The sequence below is a fragment of the Pedobacter ghigonis genome, from assembly GCF_903166585.1.
GTDB classification, from domain to species: Bacteria; Bacteroidota; Bacteroidia; order Sphingobacteriales; family Sphingobacteriaceae; genus Pedobacter; species Pedobacter ghigonis.
Genome location: NZ_CAESCM010000003.1, coordinates 101585 through 128335 on the forward strand (window position 1 = coordinate 101585; position 26751 = coordinate 128335).

The following is a 26751-nucleotide window of genomic DNA, read 5'->3' on the forward strand; positions in this document are numbered from 1 at the left end:
TTGTTAAAATGATGTTTCAGCTATACGCCTGTAATTTTTAATTGCCTTAATAATACCATCAACTATCTCTTTTTGTCCTTCGGGAGAGTTCATATAATCTTCTTCATCCGGATTACTCACAAAGCCGATCTCGGTTAAAACTGCCGGCATTGCTGCTCTGGCCAGTACTGCGAGGCTTTTTTCCTGTACACCACGATTAATACGGCCAGCATTAACGTACTCTTGTTGAAGCATTGAGGCAAACTTTAAACTCCTGTCCCTGTTGGTTTGTTTCATTAAAGATAACATAATATCGCTTTCGGGCGTATTGGCAATAAAGCCTTCGTAGTTTTTTTGGTAGTTATCTTCCAGAAACATCGATGCATTTTCACGTTTAATTACTTCGTCCTGCTCGCCCAAGCGCCCTGTTCCCGATACAAACGTTTCGGTACCACGGGTTGAAGTGCTTTTTGAAGTAACCGTTCTGTAAACCGGAACTTTTCTGCCCCTAACTTTTTTATAATAATCAACCACCCGCGAAACGCGAACCGGCATATCGTTTAAGTGGATAGAGATAAAAAGATCGGCTTTTGAGTTGTTCGCAATATTAATGCGCTCATAAAGGGGAATAAATACATCCGATTCTCTGGTGTAGATCACTTTGATGTCTTTCAGGCTATCCTGAAGTGCCCGGCCAAGGTTTAAAGCTGTTTTCAGGGCTACATCTTTTTCCTTCGAATAAACGCCATGTGTAGCACCGTCTTTGCCGCCATGGCCCGCATCAATTACAATTGTTTTAATTTTATATTCCTGTGCAAAGGCCTGATTATCAAAGGTGTTTGATAGCGTCAGACAAATAATAAATGTTAAAATGGATTTAAGATACATCAATGGTATATTTTTCACTAATTTTGAACGTTTTTGATTAAACATTTGTGCAAAAATAACATTCAAATACGAATTTGAAACTTCTTAAGAGCTCTATTTTACTAATTTCTGTCATTTTATTAACACACGTTGTTAGTAAAGCTAACGCATTTTCTCATTTTTCATTGCAGCAAATCATTAAGCAAGACACAACTAAAAAGGATACAACCCAGAAAAAGGGCAAAAACAACAGTAGTATCGATCAGAAAGTCGAGTACAAAGCCGAAGATTCGGTGAAAATGAGTGCCGACAAAAGTATTGTTTATCTGTATGGAAATGCCCGGGTTATTTATGGCGATTTCGAGCTCGATGCCAGCTACATTAAATACGATAAAAAGCAAAATACCATTTTTGCTACCGGAGTAAAAGATCCGAAAACGGGGAGGTATACTGGGAGGCCGATTTTTAAATCAGGTGCCGATGGAACTGCTATAGCCGATTCTATTTTTTACAATTCGGAAACTACACGAGCCAAAGTATATGGCGTTTTTTCTGAGCAGGAAGGCGGTTTTTTCTCTGGCGGACAAAGTAAAAAGCAGATAGACGACGAATTGCACATTAAAAATGTAATGTACAGCACCTGTAATTTACCGCATCCGCACTTTGGTTTAATGATTTCTAAAGGGGTGGTAACCGAAAAGCAAATTATCACAGGTCCGGTTTATATGGTTATTGAGGATATTCCAACTTTTTTTGGCCTTCCTTTCGCATTTTTTCCAAAGCCGAATAAACGTACTTCAGGTGTAATATTACCCACACCGGGTGAGGATGCAACCCGTGGATTTTTCTTGCAGAATGGTGGTTACTATCTGGGTTTAAACGATTACTGGGATGCCAAAATAATGGGCTCTATTTACACCAATGGCTCTTACGAAACCAGTTTATTAAGTAATTACACCAAACGGTACAAGTTTAACGGTAACATTAACCTGTCTTATTCAAGCTTTAAAGATGGGTTGGAAGGAACCGAAGCTTTTAGAAACCCAACCAAAAACTTCAGCATTAACTGGAGTCACAGTCAGAATGCCAATGCTAAGCCGGGTACTACTTTCAGTGCCAGTGTAAGGTTGGTATCGAGCGGTAAAAGAGGATATTATAGAAATACGGCCGCAGGTACTTCGTACGATATTAATGCCATTTCTACCAACTCAACCAGTAGTAGTATCAGTTACGCCAAAACATTTTCAAATAACATGAACTTGTCTTTGGCTGCATCAAGTGACCAGACATTAAGTACCAGAGCCATATCATTGCGCTTACCAGAACTTACATTCAACGTTCCTACATTTAACCCTTTTAATCGGAAAGATGCCGTTGGAGAACAAAAATGGTATCAGAAAATAACTGTTGGTTATAGCTTACAGGGAACAAACCGGATTGATACTTTCGATAGTTTACTTTTTGATAATGATGGTTTGAAACGTTTAAGAAGCGGGTTTGCACACAGTATTCCGGTTAACATGTCGTTTACAGCCTTAAAGTACTTAAACTTTAGTTTGGGCGGGACCTATAACGAAGTATGGAATTTCCAGAGTGTAAACAGACGATACACGCAGTTTGCCGATAATACTTATACCTTTAGAGAAGATACGCTTAGTGGTTTTAAGAGGGCGGGGAGTTATAGTCTTTCTACCAGTATGTCGACCAAGATTTACGGCAGAAGAGATTTTAACCCGCAGGGTAAAATACAGGCCTTAAGGCATGTAATGACGCCGAATGTTTCTTTCTCTTATTCACCCGATTTTACTAAGGCCGGAGCGGGACCTTACAGACCAGCTATCGACCAAAATGGAAACGAGATTTTAACCAACGGCTTGCCATTAAAATATTCTATTTTCGATGGTATGGCACAGCCGGGATCTTTCGGTGGGCCAAATGCTTCAATTGGTTTCGGGATTGACAATACGGTAGAGTTGAAGGTGCGAAATAAGAACGATACAACCGGTACAGGATCGAAAAAGATCCCCATTATACAAGGTTTGAGTTTTAGCGGATCATACAATTTTTTAGCTAAGCAATACAAGTTATCTACCATAGGTTTTAGTGGTCGTTCGCAGTTTACAGATAAATTGGGGATCAACTACAATGGTACTTTAGATCCTTACGCGCTAAAAGACACAACAGTAAATGGGCAGAGCATGAAAATAAGAGAAGACCGCTTGTTTTACCAAAAAGGGAAATTCTTGCCACGGCTTACAAATTTTGGTTTCTCTTTCGACTATAGCTTAAACCCAGAAGCTTTAAAACGTAAAAATGAAGCTAACGACAAATTAGGAGAAGCAGCCAATAAAAAAGGACTGACTGATATTCAATCGGAACAATTGGCCGCAATTAGCCGCGACCCGAATGCCTTTGTGGATTTTAATATTCCGTGGAATTTTTCGTTTTCATACAGTTTCCAGTATTCAAATGATGGAAATATTAGTACGATTTCCAATACACTTAACTTTAATGGTGATGTTAACTTAACTCCTAAATGGAAAGTTACCTTCAACTCAGGTTACGATTTTAAAAACAGAGGCTTAACGCCAATGAATTTGGCCATTTACCGCGATTTACATTGCTGGGATATGAGTGTTAACTGGGTTCCTTATGGTGCTTACAAGAGTTATTCGGTAACCATTAAAGTAAAAGCATCGATACTACAGGATTTGAAATTGAGCAAAAGACAAGGTTTTTACAGCACATACCAATAAATTTATGCTAGCCGAAATTATTACCATTGGCGACGAAATTCTGATAGGCCAGATTGTAGATACCAATTCTGCATGGATGGCCCAACAGCTAAACCTAACCGGAATTTCGGTAAAACAAATCACTTCGATATCTGACGACGAACAACACATTCTGGATGCTTTAGCCCTGGCTGAACAAAGAGCGGATATTATTCTTATTACGGGCGGTTTAGGACCAACTAAAGATGATATCACCAAAAAAACACTGGCCAGGTATTTTAACATGGGCTTTAGGCGCGATGAAGGTGCCTTAGAAATGGTGCGTCAGATTTTTGAAAAATTTAAACGCCCCCTAATTGATGTTAATATTCAGCAGGCCGATGTACCGGATGGTTGCGAAGTAATTGTAAATAAAAACGGAACAGCGCCCTGCATGTGGTTTGAAAGAAACAACAAAATCTTTGTTTCTATGCCTGGTGTTCCATTCGAAATGATGTACCTCATGGGGGATGAAATTCTTCCCCGTTTAAAACGCAGGTTTGAACTTCCGGCCATTGTACATAAAACAATTCTTACAGCAAACATCGGCGAATCATTTCTGGCCAAAGAAATAGAAGAAATTGAAGATGCATTACCGGCTCACATTAAGCTGGCCTATTTGCCCAAACTAGGGCAGGTGCGTTTGCGTTTATCGGCGAAAGGCGATGATGAAGCTAAATTAAAAACTGAGGTGGAAGTTTTTGCCAAACAGATTATGGCAAAGGTGGATAAATTTGTGGTGATCGATGAGGACATTCCTTTAGAAAAGGCTATTCTAAACATCATGAATGACCGTGGCCTAACACTGTCTACCGCCGAAAGCTGTACCGGTGGATATATTGCTCATCTAATTACCCAACATCCGGGCTGTTCTTCAGTGTATTGGGGCGGTGCGGTTACCTATGCCTACGAGCTCAAAGAATCTGTGCTTGGTGTAAAACCAGCTACACTGTCTACATTCGGGGCAGTTAGCGAAGAAACGGTAAAGGAAATGGCAGAAGGGGCTATCCAGCACTTTAAAACCGATTATGCTATTGCAGTTAGTGGAATAGCCGGACCAGATGGCGGAACAGCAGACAAACCAGTTGGCACGGTTTGGATTTCAGTTTCTTCGAAAGATAAAACCGTAGCTAAACTGTTTAATTTCAGCAACAAACGCCTTCAAAACATCGAACGTTCGGCAACTGCAGCATTAACCATGTTATTAAATCTACTTAAAGAAACAGTTTAGAAGGAATAAAAACTGTATTTTTGTGGCGTTACCAATATAAAATACTGTAATTTAATATGGCTCAATACGAACTATTGTTACCAAAAATGGGTGAAAGTGTTGCGGAAGCAACGGTGATTAAATGGGTAAAGCAACCGGGTGATGCTATTGATTTAGATGATACCATTCTGGAAATCGCTACCGATAAGGTAGATTCTGAAGTTCCTTCGCCGGTTGCGGGTAAATTGGTTAAACAATTATTTAAGGAAGACGAAGTTGCCCAGGTTGGTGATGTAATTGCGATTATAGAAACCGAAGGAGGATCTGCTTCTCAGGTAGAAGAAATTGCTGTTGCCGCTCCGGTAGCAGAAGAGAAAACTGAAACGATTCCGGGGATTGAACAATTGCCGGTGCAAAATACAAGCCAGCAAGCCGATTTTAGTGCTGCAGAGCGTTTTTATTCACCTTTGGTTAAGAACATTGCCGCACAGGAAAATATTTCGCTTGCAGAGCTTGATGCAATTAAAGGCTCTGGTGCCGATGGCCGCTTAAATAAAGACGATTTATTAAACTATATCGCCAACAGAAATGGCGGAAGCGGTGTTAAGTTATCAGCTACCATAGCCATAACGGCACCACCTCCGGTTGAAAAAGCAAGCGAGAGCAAGCCAAATACTCAGCCCTTAGCACAACCTTCTGGCGCAAGTAAGCCATCTACCACATCGGTAAGCGGTGGTGATGAGATTATTGAGATGGACAGGATGCGTAAGCTAATTGCCGATCACATGGTGATGAGCAAAAGCACTTCGCCACATGTTACGTCATTTGTTGAAGCCGATGTAACCAATATGGTTTTATGGCGTAATAAAGTGAAAAACAGTTTCGAAAAACGCGAAAACGAGAAAATTACTTTTACGCCGATTTTTGTTGAAGCCGTTGCAAAAGCAATTAAAGATTTCCCGATGATTAATGTTTCGGTTAATGGAACACAGATTATCAAAAAAGCGGATATCAATATTGGTATGGCAGCAGCATTGCCAAGCGGAAACCTGATAGTTCCGGTAATCAGAAATGCCGATCAGTTAAATATTGTAGGTTTAACCAAAGCCGTAAATGATTTAGCCGTACGTGCCAGAAACTCGAAATTAAAACCCGACGAAACCCAGGGTGGAACCTTTACTTTAACCAATGTAGGTAGTTTTGGCAATGTAATGGGCACACCAATTATTAACCAACCACAGGTTGCTATTCTGGCTGTGGGTGCTATTAAAAAGAAACCTGCAGTATTAGAAACCGAGCACGGTGATGTAATTGCTATACGCCACATGATGTTCCTTTCATTGTCATACGACCATAGGGTAGTTGATGGTTCGTTGGGAGGTATGTTTGTGCGCAGGGTTGCCGATTATTTAGAGGCCTGGGATTTGAACAGAGAGATATAACAAGTTTACAGTTAAAAGTTTTCAGTTGGCATAACGCCAGCAATCTAAACCTTTTACCAGTTTAACCATTAAAGAATGTTAGATTCAATTTTAAAAAAGATAGTAGCCGATAATGTGTTGCATGCCAAATGGTTAAATACATTGTCTTACATGGAAAATGCAGGTGCTAAAAAGATTTCAGCATCCGAGCATAAAGAAAATGTTAATCTCATTATTCTTAAACATGCTGCCGAAGAACATCGCCATGCCTATTACCTGAAAAAGCAGATTGCAAAGGTTGATGAAGCCTTTTGTAAAACTTATACCAATGCAGAGCTTTTATCGCCCAACAACACTAAATATTATTTGCACGCTCTAGATATTGCGGTTTGCCGTTACTTGAAAGCAGCGTTTAATCTTTCTGGTTACGATTTAAAATTTGCAGCTTACCTTTTTGTTACTTACGCAATAGAGGTTCGTGCCGATGAGCTTTATCCAATTTACCAGGCGGTTTTAGATGAGGCGAAGAGTAAGGTAAATGTAAAGTCGATTATTTTAGAAGAAGAGGGCCATTTAGAGGAAATGATTAATCAGCTGGTTAACTTTTCACCTGACTGGGAAAATCACGCCGCTGAAGTAATTAAAATAGAGAAAGACCTGTTTGATAGCTGGGTAGCTGCTTTAAATGTAGAGCTGCCGGTAAATGCTTAATTGATATAGCATTGTTGCAAAATTATAATTCTGAACAGTCAAGTTTTAAAAAAACTTGACTGTTCTCGTTAAAACCAATTCCATTTACCATTGTTTCTAAATAAAAACAAGTAGTATGTCTAAATTCTCCGATTTAATCAATGGCGAAAAACCCGTTTTGGTTGATTTTTTTGCTGAATGGTGTGGTCCTTGCAAAATGATGAAACCCGTTTTGGATCAGTTAAAGTCGCAGGTGGGCGATTCTGCATCGATTATCAAAGTAGATATCGATAAAAACCAGCCTGCGGCAGCAGCCTTTAATGTGCAGAGTGTGCCTACGCTGATTTTGTTCAAAAAAGGGAAACCTGTTTGGCGCCAGAGCGGTGTGGTGCAGGCTGCACAGTTGAAGCAGGTTATCGATCAGCACGCTTAATTAAACCTCTACAACGGTTTTGGGTGTTACAGCAAATATCCTTTCGTTATTTTTAGGGTAAACGGTATACAAGCCTGTAAACAGGCTAAAAGCAGGCAAAACAGCATAACTGCTGCCAAAGTAAAAACAAGGAAATTTGAGCCGTTGTTTAGCCTTACCTACTATGGTTACACCCGGATGGATGTGCCCGCTAATGGGATAAAGTTCAGCTGCATCATTTTTAGGTGCATCGTGAATGAAGCAAAATGGCCCTAAGCAATAACTGGGATCGTGTATTTCAATTCCCATTTTCGTATAATCTGCATGGGCCAGTTTATCGTGATTCCCTTTTACGAGCAGTAATTTTAAATCAGGATATTGTGCTCTCCACCTCGAAAAATCATCAATATCTGTGTTTAAACCATGATGAAACATGTCGCCGGTAATGAGTAGGGTTTGGGGTTGATATTTTCCAATTAAACCACTTAACCGTTGCAAATCGCTCAGGGCAATGGTAGCTGGCACTTGCACTCCGGCTTGCCTGAAATGAGCAGACTTTCCTAAATGTAAATCGCTTATGGCTAAAAGTTGGTGGCCAGGTAAAAATAAAGCCCGCTCTTTATCTAAAATCAGTTCTTCTCCGTGGCTTGTAATGGTCATTAATAAATATGTGATAGTGTTACCATTTAAGAAATATAATAACTTATAAGGCGTATTGCCCTAAACTTATATTTTCTCAAATGCCCTATATAGTTAAAAATATTACTTAATTTTTTCTGATTCTGCTTTCATCCTTGCAATGCGCTGCTCCAGTTCTTCCGAACTCATATTTTCCCGCAAACTATCTACCTTAATCGGAAAAGAAAGCGGGGTAAAGCTTTTCGGGTGGGCAATTACAATTGCGCCATATTGAATTCTTTCCAATGCAGCGGCCAATCGCGGTTCTTCCAGTTGCTGATAAAAAACTTCATCGTATGCTTGCCGTAAAAGTAAATTATGTTGGTCATAATCACTAAAAACATTAAAAAATAAACCTGCCGATGACTGTAGATGTTTATTGGCCACATATTTTCCGGGGTAACCCTGAAAAACCAAACCCGAAATGCAGGCAATATCGCGAAATTTCCTCCGAGCCATTTCGGTAGAATTGATGCTGAGGGTGATGTCTTCCGTTAAATTTTTAGGCGAAAAAACTTCGTAAGCAATTGATTCGTCCATCGGTATTTCTGTTTCACTGAGCAGCTCAAATCCATAATCGTTCATGGCAATAGAGAAACTGATGGGCAGCAATTTGCTCAGGCGGTAAGCTACAAGCGCAGCAAGCACTTCGTGTACCAGCCTTCCTTCAAAGGGATAGGCGAACAAATGGAAACCTTCTTTGTTGTTAATCAGTTCGATTAGTAATTCATCGTTACGCGGCACATGCGAGCGTTTTTCCTGCAATAAAAATAGGGGGTAAACCGAATCCAGCTCCTCATCCTGATGGGTTTTATCCAGTGCTTCATTGTATTTCTTACGTAAAACCGAGCCTAAATTTGACGACAAGGGCAACCTGCCGCCATTCCAGCTCGGCGATATCGCATTTTTTTGTTTGCTGTTGCGCACAATTACCGTCATATCCTTTACATGGATAAATTCGAGTACGCGACCAGCCAGTCTGAAGTTATCGCCTGCCTTTAGCCGGGTTACAAAATATTCTTCTACCATGCCAATGTAGCCTCCTGAAAGGAATTTTACCTTCAGCATGGCATCACTTACAATGGTTCCGATGTGCAGGCGATGGCGCATGGCGAGCTGACGGCTTTTTACTTTCCAAAGCCCGTCTTCATCCTTAGTTACTTTCTTAAATTCGTTATAGGCACTTAAACTATCGCCGCCTGAGGTAATAAACTGCATTACCCAGCCCCATTCCTCAGGGAGGATCATTTTAAAAGCATGGGTGTTTTTAATCTCATTGTAAATCACCTTGTCGTCAAAGCCATCGCCAATAGCGAGGGTAACCAGGTATTGTACCAACGTATCAAAAACCATAATAAAGGGTTCTCTGCTTTCTATATTGTTGGTTTTGGCGGCTTCTTTTATTGCGGCGGCCTCTACCAGTTCCAGCGCATGGGTAGGCAGGAAATATATTTTAGAGGTTTCGTGAGGCGAGTGTCCCGACCGGCCGGCACGCTGTAAAAAACGGGCTACACCCTTAGGCGAACCTACCTGTACTACCGTATCAACAGGCTTAAAATCTACCCCTAAATCTAAGGATGAAGTGGCGATAACAGCTTTTAACTGACCCGTATGCAAAGCATCTTCAATCCAGTTGCGAAGCTCGAAATCTATTGAACCATGGTGTATGGCAATGCGTCCGGCCAGTTCGGGTTCAATATTGAGCAGATGCTGGTACCACATTTCCGATTGGCCGCGGGTATTAATGAAAATTAGGGTTGTTTTGCTTTTTTCGATAATCGGCAATAGTTTGTAAGCCAGCTTTAGCCCTAAATGCCCTGCCCATGGGAGTGTTTCAATATCATCCGGCAGGATAGATTTAATCAGGATTTTCTTTTCCAGGTCAGCCTTAACAATAATGCGTTTGGTGTTGATATCAGGTTCTAAAACATCCAGTGCTTCTTCAATATTTCCAATGGTAGCAGATATCCCCCAAACCCTTAAAAACTGTTGTTTTTCCTGCCTTTGTAAGCCTTTAATGCGCGAAACAGCCAGTTCAACCAGTACCCCGCGTTTACTGCCTAATAGCTCATGCCATTCGTCGGCCACAATGCATTTCAGGTTTTTAAATAAAGTTGATGATCCTTTTTGGGCCAAAAGCAAATGCAGGCTTTCAGGGGTAATCAGCAGGATTTCAGGCATCGATTTTTTTTGCTGAACTTTTTCCGCTTGACTGGTATCGCCATTTCTTACACCTACATGCCAGTCTAGTTCCAGTTCCAGTAAAGTTTCGCGCATCGCCCGGGCAATATCTTTAGCCAGGGAGCGGAGCGGGGTAATCCAGATCAGTTGCAACCGGTCTTTTGCTTTTTTATTACTGCTTTCGGAGGCGTTCATGGCCTCAATTACAACTGCCAGAAATAAAGAAAAGGTTTTGCCGAAACCAGTAGGGGCATTTACCAGGCCACTATAACCATTAAGATAATACTGCCAGGCCGCTTCCTGAAACTGAAACGGCCTGCGCTTATGTGTTTTAAGCCATTGTTTTATCTTTTTATAACCTTTGGTTTTGGTTTGGTCCATTGTTTAATTTTTTATACAAACTTTGCATGTTTTTAAAACCTGTGAGGTTTAAGCGATTAGATTACAAAGTAGATTGCAGCAACTGCCTTAAATCTTCCAGTGTATTAATTTCTGCTGCTTTTTTATCTTTTCTCCACCGCAATATACGGGGAAAACGCAAGGCTAGTCCTGCTTTATGTCGTTTGCTTTCGGCAATACCTTCAAATGCAATTTCGAAAACCAGTTCGGGTTTAACGGTACGCACAGGGCCAAATTTTTCGATGGCATTACGGGTTACAAAACTATTAACCTCTTTAATTTCTTTATCGGTTAAGCCCGAATAAGCTTTGGCTATGGTTACAAGATTTTCGCCATCGCGTACGGCAAAAGTATAATCGGTAAAGAAATTTGCCCTACGGCCACTTCCTTTCTGCGCATAAATCATTACAGCATCAACGGTATATGGGTTGATTTTCCATTTCCACCAATCACCCCGTTTACGGCCGCTGTGGTATAACGAATTAAGCTTTTTGAGCATAATGCCTTCGCTGTTTATAGCCCGAGAAGTTTGTCTTAACGCAGCGAGTTCTTCCCATGTGCTGCAATTTATAACCGGGGAGAGGATTACCACGCTTTCACCTAAATTGCCAATAACACTGTTTAAAACTTGTCTTCTTTCGCTTAGCGGTTGTGTTCTAAAATCCTGTGCTTCGTATTCCAGTAAATCATAAACAAAAAAAACGATAGGAGCGTCTTCCAGCTGTTTTTTGTTAATTGTTTTACGGTTCAGTCGTTGTTGCAATGTGCTGAATGGCAATACTTTTTTATCTTGCACGGCAAGTATTTCTCCGTCTAAAACGATTCCATCAGGCAATGCATCAGCCAAAAAATGCAATTCGGGGAATTGTTCGGTTACCAGTTCTTCGCCACGGCTCCAGATAAAAAGCTCGCCATTTCGTTTTATAATTTGGCCACGTATGCCGTCCCATTTCCATTCTGCCTGCCATGCCGTAATATCGCCCAGGTTTTCGGGCTCCTGCTCCAAAGCATAAGCCAGACAAAAAGGGTATGGCCAGGAACTATCGGTATTTACATGGATTCCATTAACGAGCTCATGGAAAGTAATTTCGTAAGGGTTCCATTTCCCCATAATACTGTGCATAATCTGCGCACTATCTAAACTGCTTTGTTTAGCCAAAGCATTAACCAGCATTTTGTTTGAAACGCCTATTCTGAAATTTCCGGAAATCAGTTTGTTAAAGATAAAGCGTTCCTGCGTTTCCAAATGGTTCCAGGCATTTAAAATGAAAGCCTTTTTGGTATCATCGTCTTTTCCTTCTAGGCTATGCAGGTCTTCAATCCATTTGTAAAGCTGTAAATCGGAAGTGTGTTGTGCAGGCGGCAGGAGGAGGGCAATGGTTTCGCTTAAATCCCCCACATTGGCATAGCTTTCAGAAAATAACCATTCTGGCGTTTGGGTAATTTCGATTGCCCAATATTTAAGCAAGGCTGATTTGATCGGCCTTTTTGGCTTTTTTCCGGTAAATAAAGCAATTACCCAAACTTTATCTTTATCATCAGCAGTGTTGAAATAATGAACCAAAGCTGCTATTTTATCATTGGTTTTGTTGCTGAGCTCGAGCTGCTGAATCAGTTGTGCGAAATGTTTCATGGTAATTTACTTTCGTTTTGCCCGGCTAAATCAACTTTGTTTTCTTCATCATCTTCCTGCCCGAATTTGGTCAGTACTTCACTGGCTTCAATACCTTTCTCATTTAAAAAACGGCTAAATGCAGCTGTAAAACCATGTGTTACATATACCTTTTCGGCTCCGGTTGCGGTAATGGCTTCCATGAGGCCAGTCCAATCGGCGTGGTCGCTCAGTGCAAAACCTGCATCAGCACTCTGCCAGCGGCGATGTGCCCTAACCTGCATCCATCCAGAACAGATGCCTGTAACCGGATGGGCTAAATTTTTGATCCATCGGCTATCACGCATAGCAGGTGGAACAATCACAATTCCTTTTTGCAAGGCTTCTTTAGTGGTTTCCGGTACTATCCTGATGGTTTCGGGTAAATTTACACCCGCATTTACAATTACCTTGTTCAGGTTAGCAATACTGTTGTGCACATATATCGGAACGTTGCCCGCCAGGTTTTTAATCAGACGTTGCGCCTTGCCCAAACTATAGGCAATTAATACACTTGTTCGTTGCTGGCTGATATTATCGCTTACCCAGTTTTGAATGCCGTTAAAAACCACTTCTTGTTTTTGCCATTTGTAAACCGGTAAGCCAAAAGTACTTTCAGAAACAAATGAGTGGCATTTTACGGGCTCGAAAGGCGTAGTAATGCCATCATCTTCAATTTTATAATCGCCCGATATTACACATATTTCACCCTTATAAGCCAATCTTACCTGTGCCGATCCAATAATATGCCCTGCCGGGAAGAATGAAATGTTTACGCCATTGCGGGTAATACTTTCTCCGTATTCGAGCGTTTCTACATTTAAGTCTTCACTAATTCTGCGTTGAATTATAGGCTTGGTAAGCGTATGGCAGAGATAATATTTGTTGCCAAACCGAACATGGTCACTATGTCCGTGTGTGGTTACAGCGTAATCTACAGGCCACCAGGGGTCTATGTAAAAATCTCCCTGCTTGCAGTAAATGCCTCTTTTGGTAAATTCGATTAGTGCCATGCCTATTTAAACAATAAATGTATCAATTGGTTTTAGTTTAATATCGGGTAATTAGCCGATAAATTAAAATATCGGGTAATTAGCCGATAAATCGAAATATCGGGTAATTAGCCGATATTGTTTGTTGTTTCTAATTATTTTAGCGATATTGGTATTATGATTTGCATTATAACAGGCGATATTATAGGCTCACGTAAAATAAAAGACACCTGGTTAGCAAGCTTAAAAGGGGCGCTAAAAGTTGTTTCGGGTAAGCATAACAGGTGGGAGATTTTTCGGGGCGATAGTTTTCAGGTAGAAGTAAGTGCAGCAGAAGCACTGAAAACAGCCATATATTTAAAGGCTTGTATCAGGTTAAACAAGGCAGCAGATGTGCGGATGGGCCTGGGGATTGGTGCCGTGCAAGGCAAAAGAAAAAAACTGACGGAAGATAGTGGTGATGCCTTTGTGTACTCAGGTGTTGCCTTTGATAGCTTAAAACAGGTAAGGCTGAACCTGGCCATTAAAACCAGTTCTGCTGATTTTGACGAAGAAATAAATACACTGATTAAGCTCGCCCTCATCGCCATGGATGGCTGGGGCATTGTAGCTGCCGAAATGGTTAAATTGGCGTTGGAGCATGAAAATATATTGCAAAGCGAATTGGCTGCGATTTCCGGCAGAACACAATCATCGGTTAGTGAAGCTTTAAAGCGTGCTCATTTTGCCGAAATAATGGATATGGATAAGTTGTACCGTAAAAAATTGAACCAAATGTTTTAAAATAATGGATATCTACCTAATCAAGCTTATTATTGCCCATTTAATTGGGGATTTCTTTTTACAGCCAGGCTCCTGGGTTGAAGAAAAAGAAATAAAGAAACTTAAATCAGCCAAGCTTTACCTGCATGTAGCCATACATATTGCGTTGATATTCCTGATATTTTTAAGTTTTGGCGTATGGAAAGTGGCCTTCCTGATAGGAGTAATTCATTTCGCAATTGATGCACTCAAATTACTGTTTCAAACGAAGAAAAATGCTCGTCTACTGTTTTTTATCGATCAGGTGTTGCATTTCATATCTATTGTAGCAGTATGGCATCTGTTTTATAAAGGAAGCCTGGATATCAGTTATCTAAACGAAACCAAAACCTGGATAATCATTTCGGGGGCGCTGTTTTTAACCATGCCTACCTCCATTACCATGCGGGTTATTATTGCCCGCTGGATTCCGGATAACCAGCCCGACAGCCCAAAATCATTACAGAATGCCGGTAAATATATCGGCATACTGGAAAGGGTATTGATATTTGTATTTATATTAACCAAGCATTTTGAAGCAGTTGGCTTTTTGCTTGCAGCAAAATCTATATTCAGGTTTGGCGACTTAAAAGAAGCCCACGACCTTAAGCTAACCGAATATGTTTTAATCGGAACCCTGCTGAGTTTTGGGATTGCTATCGTAACGGCTATGCTAACCCAAATGTTTGTGGTATAAAAAAAGCAGCCCGAGAGCTGCTTTTAAGTTCGATTATCTGTTATTTTCCTCCAGGAGGGCAGTTTTCTTTTAAAAACTTGGTGTAAGTTAACGATAAATGCTCGCTGGTTCCATCACCTTCAGAGATGCTGTGTGTACGGTTTGGATAGCTCATTAATTGAAACACCTTTCTGTTTTTAATTAACTCATTGATCAGCATTTCAGCATTCTGATAGTGTACGTTATCATCGCCGGTACCATGGATATATAGTAAGTTACCTTTCAGGTTTTTAGCATGTGTAACCGGTGATCCTTTCACATAGGCTTCTTTACTTGGGAAAGGTGTACCCATATAACGTTCCTGATAAACATTATCGTAGGTTAACTGATTGCCCACTGCTGCAATGGCAATACCTGTTTTGTAAATTTCAGGATATTGGAACATCAGGTTCAGGGTAGATGAACCACCACCGCTCCAGCCCCAAACAGCTACACGGTCTTTATCCATAAAAGTATTGGTAGCCAGTAATTTCTTGGCAGCCATAGCCTGATCGCGGATATTGATTACCCCAATATTTTTGTAAATTCCTTTGTGCCATGCGCTTCCTTTTGGTACTGGTGCGCCTCTGTTATCCATTGAGATGTAGATGTAACCATCCTTCGCCATATCGCCGGCGTATAAAAAGTTTCTTCCTGCGCCATAAGTATCAAGTGCAGTAGCCGAAGCCGGTTCGCCATACACATAAAATACAACCGGGTATTTTTTTGATGGGTTAAAATTATCAGGCTTTTTCATCCAGCCGTCCATTTCTACGCCATCTTCGGTTGTTACTTTAAAAAACTCAACTTTATTTTTTGGTGCCTCTTGTTTTGAAAGCTGGGTGGTGATGCTGCCATCCATGGTAAACGGATTACCAGTTGTAAAATTCATCCACTCTGTAATTGGCCTAACAACAGCACTGTTATACGAATGACGGGCAAATGCAGCATTTGGAGAGATATCATAATTGTGTGTACCCGGTAATACCGAAGGGCTAACCTGCTCTAATTTACCTTTTCCATCTAATTTGGTTTTAAAAAGGTATTTCTGCGTGGCATTTGTTGGAGAGGCCAGGAAATAAACCATGTTGTTTTTAACGTCAATTAATTTAACATCAATCACATCATAATTTCCTTTGGTAACCAGGGTTTCTTTTTTGCCATCCAAACTGATCCTGTACAAATGGTTCCAGCCGTCTTTATCAGATACGATAGTAAACTCTTTATTGTCGTTTAACCATTTCCACTCGTCTTGTGCATCAATCCAGGCTTTGGCTTTTTCGGTATAAACGGCTTTTGCGGTACCAGAAGCGGCATCGCAGATAAATACTATACTTTCGTTCTGCTCGCGGTTAAGTTGCTGTAAAATTACATTGTTGCTGTTGGGCACCCATTGCATACGTGGAATATAGTGCTGAACATTATCGCCCGGTACATTTAACCAGTTGGTTTTAGCGGTATTGATATCAACTATCCCAACTTTACAGGCCGATGGATTTTCGCCAACTTTAGGGTATTCAACCGGGATGGTATAAGGGTAAATCGAATCGGTATTATTGATCATCAAAAAGTTTTTGATCTTAGTAGCGTCGAGCTGCCAGTAAGCAATCGATTTTCCATCCGGGCTCCACCTGAAACCATCGCGGCAATCGAATTCTTCTTCGTAAACCCAGTCGAAAGTACCGTTAATCATGCGATCGGTACCATCCGTAGTTAAGGCTTTCGCACCGGTACCATCGGCATTTTCTACATATAAATTGTGTTTGCTAACGTAGGCTACTTTACTGCCATCGGGCGATAATTTGGCAAACATTAAAGAAGATGCCGGCCTGTCTTTTCCAATTTGTACAATCTTATTGGCTGTTAAATCGGCCAGCCAGTAATCGCCACGTGTATCGTAGCGCCAAACTTTTTTGCTATTGGTATAAATTAATGCTTTTGTACCATCGTCTGATAACTGAAAGCTTCTTACAGCAATAGCATCGTTATTACCTGCCGGCGTTAATAAGGCTCTTGAAATAATTGTTTTTCTGTCGCTTTTAGGAAGGGTTATGGAAATAATTTCTCCTCCGGCGATCTGATAGTAGGAATTACCATCCTTTGCCCAGTTAATGTTTTGGGCACTTACATCAATTACAGCACATATTGCAATGCAGGTAACTGATAATCTGAGTAATAGTTTTTTAATCATATAAAGTTAGGTCATAAAAAAAGCTTTTTAACTTTTGGGCTAATTTAAATAAAAAGCCGTCAGTTAAAAAGCTATTAATTAGCTGTAAATGGTTAATTATTCACCACCACCTTGCATTTTTGCTAAATCTTCCATTGTAACTACTTCGTATCCGGTTGGAACTTCTTTCGAAATTGGGCCAACTTTACCTTCTGCTATCGATTTTAAAGTAGTAGTAGTTTCGATACCTCTTTGAACCAAGGTGTATTTTACCGGGAAAGCTGCTAAACCAGGGAAATAGTTTTGAGCACCTACATTTGGTAATTCTACATCTTTAGTTGCCCAAAGCTCGTGTGAAGCACCTTTATCATCTTTGTAAGTGTATTTCTCTGCGTTAAAGCCACCTACAGTTTGTTTTTCGCCTGTAGCTTTGAAATCAGAAAACTTTGGCAATCCGCCCATTGCTTTTTCGATATCTTCTTTTGATTGTTTAACCGCGAATTGTTTTTGGGCAATTGGCACATCGATTAAAAGTAAACCCGTTTTATCGTTGTTGTCTGATACAATTCCAATTAAAGCCGGACCTTGCTCCATTTCAATTTTAGTTAAACCATTGTTGAATTTAACTTTCAGTTCTGCAGGTGGTTCTTGCCCGCCCATAGCCGATTTTTGTTCTTCAGTTAATTTGTATACCAAGCCGTAAGTAAGGGTACCTTCGGTCATTTTCTTTTGCGCATGAGCAATTACAGCACTACCTACTAAGATTAAAGCTACAACGCTTGTTTTGATTGATTTGAACATGTTTTTATTTCAGTTTAGTTTTTTACCAGTTAATTTTTTCTTTTTTTAGAAATGAAGCAATTCCTTTTTTAAAATCTTCACTTTCTCTAACCCGGGCATTGATTTGAACAGCAGTTTCCAGGCTTTTTTCCAATAAAGGGTTATTTGTTTGACTAATAAGTTGTTTGGTAATCATTAATGAATTTCCAGAACTTTCGTTACACAAACTTAATGCAAAATCTTTTACTTTTTGATGAATATCTGTTGAATTTGTTACAAAGTTGATCAAATTATATTTCTGTGCCTGCTCTGCAGAAAAGGTTTTTCCGGTAAGCAGAATTTCCTTGGCAATGCTTTCGCTAACCTTCTGTTTTAAAAAGCAAGAAACAATCGCCGGCACAAAGCCAATTTTAACTTCAGTGTAACCAAAATTGCTTTCAGGAGTGGCAAAAATAATGTCGCAGATGGTAGCCAAACCACAGCCTCCGGCAATGGCGTGCCCCTCAACCTGCGCAATAACCACTTTTGGCAAATAATAAATGGTGGTGAAAAGCTTTTTCAGGTTGTTAGAATCGGCTACATTCTCTTCAAAAGTATTGTGCTGTAGCTGCTGAAGATATTCTAAATCGGCACCAGCGCTAAACGAACTGCCGTTTGCGTTTAAAATTACCACTTTAACCAAATCATCTTCTGATGCTTTTATAAAGGCTGAAGTAAGTTCGCCGATGAGCTGTGGGTTTAAGGCATTTCTTTTTTCAGGCCTGTTGATCGTAATTGTTGCAATTCTTTCGGCAACATGGTACAAAACCAGATTTTCCATGTTATTGGGTTAGTTGTATCAAATATGCTTTATTTTTCTTTAAAACATAGGCATCTTTTCTGTTTTTCTGTAATTGTTTGATCCGATAATCCTTATTGGTTGCATCGATTAATAAGGTTTTAAACTGGATATCCAGAGGGATGCTGTTTAAATCGAACTTACTGTTCGCAGTAAGCCAGATGGCAGAAAAAGAACCCGAACCTCTCAATTGCCTATGGTTTAGTTGGTTGTCTATCAGTAGGATTTTGTGCTGATAAAATACAATCTGTTCATCCTTTAGGATGAAATGGTTGAGAAGGGTATCTTTTTTTAAATTAACGAAGCGGATGCGATTAATTTGCATCGACATCAGGGCAGGTTTAATGAAAAAACCATAGCTTTTGTCTGTTTCTTTTAAATCGGTAACGAGGATGGTTTCCTTTCCCCGCGTAAAAGCAGCCGCATAGTTTTTTCTTAATGAAAAGAAGAGAATATGATGTTGTTGTGAAGCTGTTAAGCTGTCATGAGCGACGAGTGATTGATAACAGACAAAAAGAGATAAGGAGGAAAAGATAAACCTTTTATTGAATTTAGCGAGACCATAAATGAATAAACACAAACTAAAGCTCAGCACTATAAATTCAGGTAAAGTAATGTAAATGGAAGAAAAAGTTGCAAAAGGCAGATTGGCTATCCACTTTAGCACTGAATTGGTGAGATTGATTAACCATTCGAACACAGGAGCTAAAAAACTGAGCCCCGGAATTAGTACAGCAATCCCCAAATACATCATCAATACCAGCGGCAGCGTAATAAAAAGATTTCCAAAGAGGAAATAAAGTGGAAACTGGTGGAAGTAATAGATGCTTAAAGGGAAAGTAGCAATTTGTGCGGCCAACGACATGGCTATAAAATTCCACAAGTTATCAAGCCATTTATTTTCTACATAAAGCAGGTTATATACTTTTGGCTGTAAATAAAATAGTCCGAACACAGCTAAATAGGAGAGCTGAAAACCAACATCCCAAATAGAGAAAGGATTATAAATTAGCTGGCAAAAGGCCGAGAAAGCCAAAATGTTATAGTTGTTTGTGTTTTTGGATAATGTTTTAGCGGTGATGAACACGCTGATCATAATTGCCGATCGGACTACAGAAGGAGATAAGCCTGTGATTAAAGCATAGCCCCATATTAAGCCGCAAATTAAAAGGAGTTTAGTGATTTTTAACCTTCGGTTGCGATTCAGGATCTGAAATATAAAATCCAAAACCACATAAATAATGGCTACATGCGCTCCCGAAACTGAAAGCGCATGTAAGGTGCCTGTGTTGGCGTAAGCCGCTAGTGTTTCCTGGCTTAAATCGGCACGGTAACCCAAAATCAAGGTCGATGCCACCGCAAAAGCCTCATCGCTTTTAATCAGCCTTCTAAACTTTTGTATTTGTTCCTCTCTTAAAGTTAGTGCAGATTTAATAATGAAATTGCCGCTATTCTTATTGGTTTTAATAATCTGACCTTGCTGTACAAATGTTTGCTGGTAAATATGCTGCGTGGCCAACCACGACCTGAAATTAAATTCAGCCGGATTATACGGAGGATCAATTGCTGCAAATTGAGCAGGTACGATAATTTCGTCTCCATATTTTAGTTGTACAGGCGCTAAACTATCAAGTCTTAAAGCAACGAGCAACCTCCCCGATAATTTAAACTGCTTACCGTTTGAGTAACCCGCTATAACCTTAGCTTTAAATCGTAAGATGTTGTGGTTTTGCTGAGGTTCGTCATTTACCCAAATTTTTAACTGTTTGCAATGTTCGTTTGTGAAATGGCTCTTGTTAAGTCTTTCGTTGTTTAGCAGGCTGACAGAAGCTCCCAGAAAGAAAATCAGCAACAAAACTAAAACCCCAACGATTCCTTTAAAACGGTAAACATTTAGTCTTTGATAGTTTAAATTTACGGCCAGTATGCCTAATACCAGTAACAGCGTTGCCGTTGTTGTAAAATACAGGCAAGGGCGGTAAGGCAAAAAATAAAATAGCCCAATCCCAATAATTAGGGGACATAAAATCCTTACAAAAACATATTCAGCTTTAAACATGCTTAGAACTGGTAGCGGATCTGAACCTTGGCTTCCGATTTTTTATTGCCTTTTATTTCATCCAGATAAGTACCTACAGTTTCTGTACCCGGGTAAAAGAATACAGCATATCTTAGCCATATATTCAACTTTTTAGCTAGATTGTACTTGAGGTTTAGATAGCTTCTAAAACCCTTTCCGTTGTACATTCCAAACGAAAAACTATATAATACGTCATCTTCATAAACATAGATACGGCTATTATAAGTTGGCGTATTAAAATAGGCTAGCCTAATGTTGCCCGTTAGCTTCGAAAACATAGGCGAATAATCAACATCCTGATAAACCATATAACCAAATTCTCTTTTGCCACTGCCTTTTTTGTACTGTGCTACTTCTGCGCGGTTTTGTATCGTCCATTTTTTATTCAGCTGTCAGCTAAGTTCAAGCCGGTACCCAGCTTTCTTTACATCATCTAAAAACTTAACCGGAACATTCAGATCGGTATTCTGCTGTTTATTTTCGGTTTTAAACCGGGCTAAAACTTTAAAGGTTTTGCTGGGGGTGTAAACGGCCTGCCCAAGAATTTCGTAACCTTTAGAAGGAGCATCAACGCGGTATTTGAACCAGGGGAATTTAAAATAATCGCCATACAAAGAAAACGACCAATGTTTATTTGGGATAATATTCAAGCCAGCATATAATCCTCTTTTATTTACTGCCTCTGTCGACTCGGATACGCCCTGATTAAAAAAGTTATGGTAATTTTTACTGTAATTGCGGTAGGTTACTGCTGCTGAAACAGAGTGAGATAAACTAATCAGCACTCCGTTTATGGCCGCAATTCCACCATTTAATGCTTTTCCTAGCTCACCATACCAATACATGTTCTTTATAGTGTGATTGTAAAAGAGCCCCAGGTTGGTTAATTTATTGCCCGTAAAGCTGTATTTATCGTAAAGCGCTGTTTGGGTGATAAAACTGTTATCGTACCGACTTTGATAAGCAATGGCACCTGCACCAAACTCGTTTTTAGTGTACTGTAGGCTAGACCATAAACACGCTGTGTTAAACTGCCTTTATTTTTAATCTCTGTTGGCGTGCGGTGCAAGCCTGTCTGATTGATAGTAGACTGCACAAGATCGCCTGCCTTATCTGCTTTTTGGCTCGCATCTAAATGCCTGATAGAAACAAAAGGAGTGAGGTCGAAATGTTGGTACAGATTAATGGTTGCTGCTGCTCCTCTGAAAACAGATTAATGGTTGCTGCTGCTCCTCTGAAAAATGAATATTCATTGGTTGAGGTGTATGGTCTCAAACCCAGGTCCTTTTTAGCAACGCTGGTTACATCAGGACCTTTGTCAAAAGAAAATCCCGACCATAAGGTTAATCCCTGACCAAATTGTAAAGTATAATCACCTGCCACCAGTTTTTTACCTTTCCCAGTTTGAATAGCGCAACATTGGTCGAAAAGAAATCGAAAGGTTTATCTATAAATTTTTCACCCGCATCTTTATCTAATGTTAAGGCCGCCGAAATTATAGAAGCATAGTTATACCGGTACCGCGTTTGAAAACGTTCAGGTGAACCTAAATAGCGGTTTCCAGGCAAATCGGTAAAACCCTTTTGTTTTTCTAAGGTTTGGGCATAGCGCATTATAATATCGTGCTCACCAGCATTAATAAGATTTTTTAATTTCAATCCACCATATTCTGCTATGTTGCTTACAGTAACAAATGGAATAAGATTTTCTACAGTTTTAACATCAAAGCCATCAATGCTTTGTAATTCATGCACGTCCAGCAATTTGCCATTCTCTTTGGTGTAGGCAAAGAAATTGCTGATTTGAAGCGGTGAAATAAAAACCAGCGTTTTTAATTCTTCAACCGTGGTGTTATTTAAATTAATGGGGTGCTTTCGGTATCTGGTTAATACTTCTACCAGTTCAGTTATGTCGTAATCATCAGGAAGGTTTTCGGCAACGCTTTCTACGATATCGCGTATAGTTACTTCTTGTTCTGTTGTTTGTGCATTTGCAATAAATCCGATCATCACAAATAGCATGCTTAAAATTTGAGCGCGCATAATAGATTGTTTTTCAGTAAAATGAATTAGATGAGGTAATGGAAGTTCGGATGATTTTTGCAGTTGTGACTAAAGCCAACATCGCACTCGTACAGGGTACAGTGGAAATAATTTATTGAATTGACACGGAAAGTCAATTTGATGGAAATAACTGTTTGATTGCGATTGAAGAACGCTAAGAGATTATGCAAATAGCCTTGAGCAGCTATACAGCGGGTAAAAAGGAGAAACAACAAAAAATACCATATTTTCATAAGCGAGCGTTAATCGGTTAAAGAAAACAGGGGTGATTTTTTGTTCTGTAGAACTAATATAGAAAAAATATTTTTAAAACTACAAGGTGTGTAATTTTAAAAATACTTATAGCTAAGGCAGTCGTCGTTTAAAGTTCCTGCGAGAGGTTAACCAGAAAGCCTTTCAGTTTCTCCAGAGAATCAATAATTTTCTGATTTTCTTTTACATCAGATTTATTGTTTTTCAGGTAATCTTTAGCGCCCTTTAAAGTGAAGCCTTTTTCATCAACAAGATTGAAGATAATTTTCAGGTTTTCTATGTCTTCGGGAGTGAAAAGGCGGTTACCTTTTTTGTTTTTCTTAGGTTGAAGGATATCGAATTCTTTTTCGTAAAAACGAATCTGCGAAGCGTTTACATTAAACATTTCAGTCACTTCGCCCATGGTATAATACATTTTATTAATGTCTCTTTCTTTATACGGCATATTTTGAGCTTGATTATGAGTGTTTTATATCGATTAATTAAAGTATTCAAATGTAGCTCGATTTTTCCTTAATAACGCAATAAAATTTTAATTTTGTTCCCTCCAATAATATTGAAATGACAGCAAAAGAGATTAGACAGGCATTCCTTAGTTTTTTTGAATCGAAACAACACCATGTTGTTCCTTCCGCACCGATAGTGGTTAAAAACGACCCAACCTTAATGTTTACCAATGCGGGTATGAATCAGTTTAAAGATTTGTTTTTGGGAGAGGCTGCCATCAAATATGCTCGTGTTGCAGATACGCAACGTTGTTTGCGGGTTTCGGGTAAACATAACGACCTGGAAGAAGTGGGGATTGATACTTACCACCACACCATGTTCGAGATGTTGGGCAATTGGAGCTTTGGCGATTATTTTAAAAAAGAAGCTATCGCCTGGAGCTGGGAGTTACTGACCGAAGTTTATAAAATTCCGAAAGAAAAATTATACGTTACCTATTTCGAGGGCGACGAGAAAGAAGGTTTAGCGAAAGACCAGGAAGCTTATGATCTTTGGAAACAATATATAGATGAGAGCCATATTTTACCGGGAAATAAAAAAGACAATTTCTGGGAAATGGGCGATACCGGACCATGTGGCCCTTGTTCAGAAATCCACGTTGATTGCCGTACCGACGAAGAAAAAGCTTTAGTGGATGGCGCTACGCTGGTAAATGCCGATCACCCTCAGGTAATCGAAATCTGGAATAACGTATTTATGCAGTTTAACCGTTTAAAAGATGGTTCATTACAAAGTTTACCAGCCAAACATGTAGATACCGGAATGGGTTTTGAACGTTTGGTGCGTGTATTACAAGATAAAACATCTAACTACGATACCGACGTTTTTCAGCCAATGATTCAGTTTATTTCTGATAAAGCTGGAATTAAATACGGTGCTGATGAAAAGACCGATATTGCCATGCGTGTAATGGCCGATCACATCCGTGCCATTTCATTTGTTATTGCCGACGGACAGTTACCATCAAATAACAAAGCTGGTTATGTAATCCGCAGGATTTTACGCCGCGCGGTACGTTATGCCTATACTTTCCTAAACTTTAAAGAGCCTTTCTTAAATCAGTTGGTGCCTTTATTGGCAGAGCAGTTTAAAGGGGTTTTCGATGAGCTGGTTTCGCAACAGGATTTTGTACAGAAAGTGGTTTTAGAAGAAGAAGTTTCTTTCCTACGTACATTGTCGACAGGAATTCAGCGTTTTGAGAAATATCAGGCTGTAAATAATACTGTAGAAGGTAATTTTGCTTTTGAACTTTCAGATACCTTCGGCTTTCCGATCGATCTGACTGAGTTGATGGCAAGAGAAAAAGGCTGGTCGGTTGATTTAAAAGCTTACGAGCAGGCATTAAAAAAACAAAAAGACGATAGTCGCGCCGCTACCGCAATCGATACTAGTGACTGGGTAATTGTAAATGCCGATGATCAAAGTGAGTTTGTAGGTTATGATGACTTAGAAATTGAAACCGAGATTTTAAAATACCGTAAAGTAAAAGCTAAAGGCAAAGAGCAGTTTCAGCTGGTTTTACGCCAAACACCTTTTTATGCAGAAAGTGGTGGTCAGGTAGGAGATACCGGCCGTTTAGAAGACCACAGTCGCCAGTTTTGGATTGATATTACAGATACCAAAAAAGAGAATGGCTTAACAGTTCATTTTGCAGATATTTTGCCTGATAATCTTGAAGGTAAATTCTGGGCAGTTGTAGATGAAGATAAACGTGTTTTAACTGAAGATAACCATTCAGCCACTCACTTATTACACGCTGCCTTGAAACAGGTTTTAGGTCAGCACGTTAACCAAAAGGGATCATTAGTAAATGCTGATTACCTGCGTTTCGATTTTTCACACTTTGCAAAAGTAACCGAAGAGGAGCTGGCACAGATTGAAGTGATTGTAAACCAGAAAATCAGACAAAACATTAAGCTGAAAGAGCAACGAAACGTACCTTATCAGGATGCGATTGAAAGCGGTGTAACAGCTTTATTTGGAGAAAAATATGGCGATTTTGTTCGGATGATTACTTTCGACGATCATTTTTCAAAAGAACTTTGTGGTGGTACACACGTAAAAGCTACCGGTCAGATTGGTTCGTTTAAAATCGTTTCAGAAAGTGCTGTTGCTGCCGGTGTTCGCCGTATAGAAGCAATTACTGCCGACAAAGCCGAACAGTTTTTCCTGGACCAGAGAAAAGAACTTGGTCAGTTAAAAACATTATTAAATGGAAGTAAAGATCTGCCAGCTGCAGTACAAGCTTTGCTTGATGAAAATGCGAAGCTGAAAAAAGAGATCGAAAAATCGACTATCGAACGGGTAAATACCTTAAAGCATGAAATTGTACATCATGTGAGAGGTATTAATGGGATCAATTTAATCGCTAAACATATTGATATACAGAGTGCTGAAGCGGTTAAAAATCTGGCATTCTCTTTAAAAGATATGGTTGATAACCTGTTTCTGGTTTTTACTACAGAAATTGATAGCAAACCAGGTATTACTGTAATGCTTTCCGATCATTTGGTGAAGAAAGGGTTAAATGCTTCGAATATTGTTCGTGAGCTTGGAAAAGAAATCCAGGGTGGCGGTGGCGGACAGCCTTTTTACGCAACAGCTGGAGGTAAGAATCCGGCGGGTTTAAAAGCGGTATTGGAAAAGGCCGAAACTTTTATTCCTCACGCACATTAAGCGTATATACAAGCATAAAAAAAGAGGCCCTAAAGCCTCTTTTTTTATTTTAATGTCTGCCATGTTTTTCGCGATGTCCTCTAGAGAATAAACTCGTATTTACATATCTATCATGGTGTCTGTTATCTTCCCTGTAACTTCTGTAGTTATTTCGGGGCGAACGGTATCTGATTCTGTCGCCGCCACCATAAGAACTACGGTAATAATTATTATGGCTGGCATATCTTACCCTGTGGTTATTGTAACTGCGGTAAGGATTATCTCCATACACTACAATTTTTCTGCCGTGGTTAAGGTTATAGCCTCTGTATCTGGCTGGTAAATATCTTGATCTGGTCCATCTGTTTCCACTTAAGTAAACAAACTGTCTTTGCGGAACACAGTAGTAAGACTGTACTTCGGGGAGGTAGTAGTAATTAACATCCTGATATCCTGCGGGGATCCATGCGGGTTGTGAGCCAATATTTACATTAATACTTACCTGAGCGTTAGATTGATTAGATGTTAAAGCCACGATACCTAAAATCGCGGAAAGGATAAATAACTTTTTCATAATAATCTATTAATTTGTGTGTGTTTAATGTAATTCAAACGTTGTGCCAAAAAATCTATTGT

Annotated in this window: 23 protein-coding genes; 8 read left to right on the forward strand and 15 right to left on the reverse strand. The window is 39.7% G+C overall.

The window, feature by feature from the left end:
- Positions 1-3: 3 nt before the first annotated feature.
- Complete coding sequence (locus HWV58_RS06025; protein ID WP_175633227.1) at positions 4-867, reverse strand: N-acetylmuramoyl-L-alanine amidase family protein; 864 nt, start codon at positions 865-867, stop codon at positions 4-6.
- A gap of 164 nt (positions 868-1031) precedes the next feature.
- Between HWV58_RS06025 and HWV58_RS06030 the strand changes: the two genes are divergently transcribed.
- The 5 genes from HWV58_RS06030 to trxA all read left to right on the forward strand — a co-directional run bounded on the left by HWV58_RS06030 (position 1032) and on the right by trxA (position 7374).
- Entirely contained in the window at positions 1032-3602 is a 2571-nt protein-coding gene (locus HWV58_RS06030; protein WP_235972661.1) for a putative LPS assembly protein LptD, read from the forward strand.
- 4 nt (positions 3603-3606) lie between these two features.
- On the forward strand, positions 3607-4851 hold the full coding sequence (locus HWV58_RS06035) for a competence/damage-inducible protein A (protein WP_175633229.1): 1245 nt from the start codon (positions 3607-3609) through the stop codon (positions 4849-4851).
- Positions 4852-4907: 56 nt separating this feature from the next.
- On the forward strand, positions 4908-6272 hold the full coding sequence (locus tag HWV58_RS06040) for a dihydrolipoamide acetyltransferase family protein (RefSeq protein ID WP_175633230.1): 1365 nt from the start codon (positions 4908-4910) through the stop codon (positions 6270-6272).
- Between the two features lie 75 nt (positions 6273-6347).
- Complete coding sequence (locus tag HWV58_RS06045; protein WP_175633231.1) at positions 6348-6962, forward strand: hypothetical protein; 615 nt, start codon at positions 6348-6350, stop codon at positions 6960-6962.
- Positions 6963-7077: 115 nt separating this feature from the next.
- A complete protein-coding gene (gene trxA, locus HWV58_RS06050; RefSeq protein ID WP_175633232.1) occupies positions 7078-7374 on the forward strand; it encodes a thioredoxin in 297 nt (98 codons plus the stop codon).
- On the opposite strand, the gene pdeM is transcribed toward trxA, so the two are convergent.
- From pdeM to HWV58_RS06070, 4 genes are all read right to left on the reverse strand, one after another.
- Entirely contained in the window at positions 7375-8013 is a 639-nt protein-coding gene (pdeM, locus tag HWV58_RS06055) for a ligase-associated DNA damage response endonuclease PdeM (protein WP_175633233.1), read from the reverse strand. It lies immediately after the preceding gene.
- A gap of 102 nt (positions 8014-8115) precedes the next feature.
- Complete coding sequence (locus HWV58_RS06060) at positions 8116-10593, reverse strand: ligase-associated DNA damage response DEXH box helicase (RefSeq protein ID WP_175633234.1); 2478 nt, start codon at positions 10591-10593, stop codon at positions 8116-8118.
- A 61-nt stretch (positions 10594-10654) separates the two neighbouring features.
- On the reverse strand, positions 10655-12244 hold the full coding sequence (locus HWV58_RS06065; protein WP_175633235.1) for an ATP-dependent DNA ligase: 1590 nt from the start codon (positions 12242-12244) through the stop codon (positions 10655-10657).
- Entirely contained in the window at positions 12241-13275 is a 1035-nt protein-coding gene (locus tag HWV58_RS06070) for a ligase-associated DNA damage response exonuclease (RefSeq protein WP_175633236.1), read from the reverse strand. Before HWV58_RS06070 ends, HWV58_RS06065 begins: the two co-directional genes overlap by 4 nt.
- Before the next feature lie 156 nt (positions 13276-13431).
- Between HWV58_RS06070 and HWV58_RS06075 the strand changes: the two genes are divergently transcribed.
- Both HWV58_RS06075 and HWV58_RS06080 read left to right on the forward strand, forming a co-directional pair.
- Complete coding sequence (locus HWV58_RS06075; protein WP_175633237.1) at positions 13432-14037, forward strand: transcriptional regulator; 606 nt, start codon at positions 13432-13434, stop codon at positions 14035-14037.
- Between the two features lie 4 nt (positions 14038-14041).
- Positions 14042-14752 carry a DUF3307 domain-containing protein gene (locus tag HWV58_RS06080; RefSeq protein WP_175633238.1) on the forward strand — a complete coding sequence of 237 codons (711 nt, stop codon included), beginning with the start codon at positions 14042-14044 and terminating at the stop codon, positions 14750-14752.
- A 40-nt stretch (positions 14753-14792) separates the two neighbouring features.
- Here the strand turns inward: HWV58_RS06080 and HWV58_RS06085 are convergent, their stop codons facing one another.
- The 9 genes from HWV58_RS06085 to HWV58_RS06110 all read right to left on the reverse strand — a co-directional run bounded on the left by HWV58_RS06085 (position 14793) and on the right by HWV58_RS06110 (position 23398).
- On the reverse strand, positions 14793-16961 hold the full coding sequence (locus HWV58_RS06085) for a S9 family peptidase (protein WP_175633239.1): 2169 nt from the start codon (positions 16959-16961) through the stop codon (positions 14793-14795).
- Positions 16962-17057: 96 nt separating this feature from the next.
- On the reverse strand, positions 17058-17741 hold the full coding sequence (locus HWV58_RS06090; protein ID WP_175633240.1) for a hypothetical protein: 684 nt from the start codon (positions 17739-17741) through the stop codon (positions 17058-17060).
- 22 nt (positions 17742-17763) lie between these two features.
- Positions 17764-18540, reverse strand: coding sequence for an enoyl-CoA hydratase/isomerase family protein (locus HWV58_RS06095; RefSeq protein ID WP_175633241.1), 777 nt, complete (start codon positions 18538-18540; stop codon positions 17764-17766).
- A gap of 1 nt (position 18541) precedes the next feature.
- Positions 18542-20617, reverse strand: a complete 2076-nt coding sequence (locus HWV58_RS06100) for a ComEC/Rec2 family competence protein (protein ID WP_175633242.1) — start codon at positions 20615-20617, stop codon at positions 18542-18544.
- A gap of 2 nt (positions 20618-20619) precedes the next feature.
- Positions 20620-20946: a hypothetical protein gene (locus HWV58_RS24405; protein WP_235972662.1), complete on the reverse strand. Its 327-nt coding sequence runs from the start codon at positions 20944-20946 to the stop codon at positions 20620-20622.
- A gap of 84 nt (positions 20947-21030) precedes the next feature.
- Positions 21031-21483 (reverse strand): hypothetical protein, encoded by a 453-nt coding sequence (locus tag HWV58_RS24410; RefSeq protein WP_235972663.1) that lies wholly within the window; start codon positions 21481-21483, stop codon positions 21031-21033.
- A gap of 286 nt (positions 21484-21769) precedes the next feature.
- On the reverse strand, positions 21770-22021 hold the full coding sequence (locus HWV58_RS24415; RefSeq protein WP_235972664.1) for a hypothetical protein: 252 nt from the start codon (positions 22019-22021) through the stop codon (positions 21770-21772).
- Positions 21982-22680 (reverse strand): ComEA family DNA-binding protein, encoded by a 699-nt coding sequence (locus HWV58_RS24420; RefSeq protein WP_235972665.1) that lies wholly within the window; start codon positions 22678-22680, stop codon positions 21982-21984. The genes HWV58_RS24415 and HWV58_RS24420 overlap by 40 nt, the downstream gene beginning before the upstream one ends.
- A 382-nt stretch (positions 22681-23062) precedes the next feature.
- Positions 23063-23398, reverse strand: a complete 336-nt coding sequence (locus HWV58_RS06110; RefSeq protein ID WP_124561502.1) for a MerR family transcriptional regulator — start codon at positions 23396-23398, stop codon at positions 23063-23065.
- 116 nt (positions 23399-23514) lie between these two features.
- Here HWV58_RS06110 and alaS point away from each other — a divergent pair, with 116 nt between their 5' ends.
- Positions 23515-26136 carry an alanine--tRNA ligase gene (gene alaS / locus HWV58_RS06115; RefSeq protein WP_175633243.1) on the forward strand — a complete coding sequence of 874 codons (2622 nt, stop codon included), beginning with the start codon at positions 23515-23517 and terminating at the stop codon, positions 26134-26136.
- A 49-nt stretch (positions 26137-26185) separates the two neighbouring features.
- On the opposite strand, the gene HWV58_RS06120 is transcribed toward alaS, so the two are convergent.
- Positions 26186-26689 (reverse strand): hypothetical protein, encoded by a 504-nt coding sequence (locus tag HWV58_RS06120; protein WP_175633244.1) that lies wholly within the window; start codon positions 26687-26689, stop codon positions 26186-26188.
- Between the last annotated feature and the right edge of the window lie 62 nt (positions 26690-26751).

Bases quoted from the DNA above. Each gene is read 5' to 3' on its own strand.
- HWV58_RS06120 (WP_175633244.1), bottom strand. From the start codon at position 26,689: ATGAAAAAGTTATTTATCCTTTCCGCGATTTTAGGTATCGTGGCTTTA.
- HWV58_RS06085 (WP_175633239.1), bottom strand. From the start codon at position 16,961: ATGATTAAAAAACTATTACTCAGATTATCAGTTACCTGCATTGCAATA.
- HWV58_RS06100 (WP_175633242.1), bottom strand. From the start codon at position 20,617: ATGTTTAAAGCTGAATATGTTTTTGTAAGGATTTTATGTCCCCTAATT.
- HWV58_RS06045 (WP_175633231.1), top strand. From the start codon at position 6,348: ATGTTAGATTCAATTTTAAAAAAGATAGTAGCCGATAATGTGTTGCAT.
- HWV58_RS24410 (WP_235972663.1), bottom strand. From the start codon at position 21,483: ATGTATTGGTATGGTGAGCTAGGAAAAGCATTAAATGGTGGAATTGCG.
- HWV58_RS06040 (WP_175633230.1), top strand. From the start codon at position 4,908: ATGGCTCAATACGAACTATTGTTACCAAAAATGGGTGAAAGTGTTGCG.
- trxA (WP_175633232.1), top strand. From the start codon at position 7,078: ATGTCTAAATTCTCCGATTTAATCAATGGCGAAAAACCCGTTTTGGTT.
- HWV58_RS06080 (WP_175633238.1), top strand. From the start codon at position 14,042: ATGGATATCTACCTAATCAAGCTTATTATTGCCCATTTAATTGGGGAT.
- HWV58_RS24420 (WP_235972665.1), bottom strand. From the start codon at position 22,680: ATGCGCGCTCAAATTTTAAGCATGCTATTTGTGATGATCGGATTTATT.
- HWV58_RS06065 (WP_175633235.1), bottom strand. From the start codon at position 12,244: ATGAAACATTTCGCACAACTGATTCAGCAGCTCGAGCTCAGCAACAAA.
- HWV58_RS06090 (WP_175633240.1), bottom strand. From the start codon at position 17,741: ATGTTCAAATCAATCAAAACAAGCGTTGTAGCTTTAATCTTAGTAGGT.
- HWV58_RS06035 (WP_175633229.1), top strand. From the start codon at position 3,607: ATGCTAGCCGAAATTATTACCATTGGCGACGAAATTCTGATAGGCCAG.
- HWV58_RS06070 (WP_175633236.1), bottom strand. From the start codon at position 13,275: ATGGCACTAATCGAATTTACCAAAAGAGGCATTTACTGCAAGCAGGGA.
- HWV58_RS06075 (WP_175633237.1), top strand. From the start codon at position 13,432: ATGATTTGCATTATAACAGGCGATATTATAGGCTCACGTAAAATAAAA.
- HWV58_RS06095 (WP_175633241.1), bottom strand. From the start codon at position 18,540: ATGGAAAATCTGGTTTTGTACCATGTTGCCGAAAGAATTGCAACAATT.
- pdeM (WP_175633233.1), bottom strand. From the start codon at position 8,013: ATGACCATTACAAGCCACGGAGAAGAACTGATTTTAGATAAAGAGCGG.
- HWV58_RS24405 (WP_235972662.1), bottom strand. From the start codon at position 20,946: ATGGTTTATCAGGATGTTGATTATTCGCCTATGTTTTCGAAGCTAACG.
- HWV58_RS06025 (WP_175633227.1), bottom strand. From the start codon at position 867: ATGTATCTTAAATCCATTTTAACATTTATTATTTGTCTGACGCTATCA.
- HWV58_RS06060 (WP_175633234.1), bottom strand. From the start codon at position 10,593: ATGGACCAAACCAAAACCAAAGGTTATAAAAAGATAAAACAATGGCTT.
- HWV58_RS06110 (WP_124561502.1), bottom strand. From the start codon at position 23,398: ATGCCGTATAAAGAAAGAGACATTAATAAAATGTATTATACCATGGGC.
- alaS (WP_175633243.1), top strand. From the start codon at position 23,515: ATGACAGCAAAAGAGATTAGACAGGCATTCCTTAGTTTTTTTGAATCG.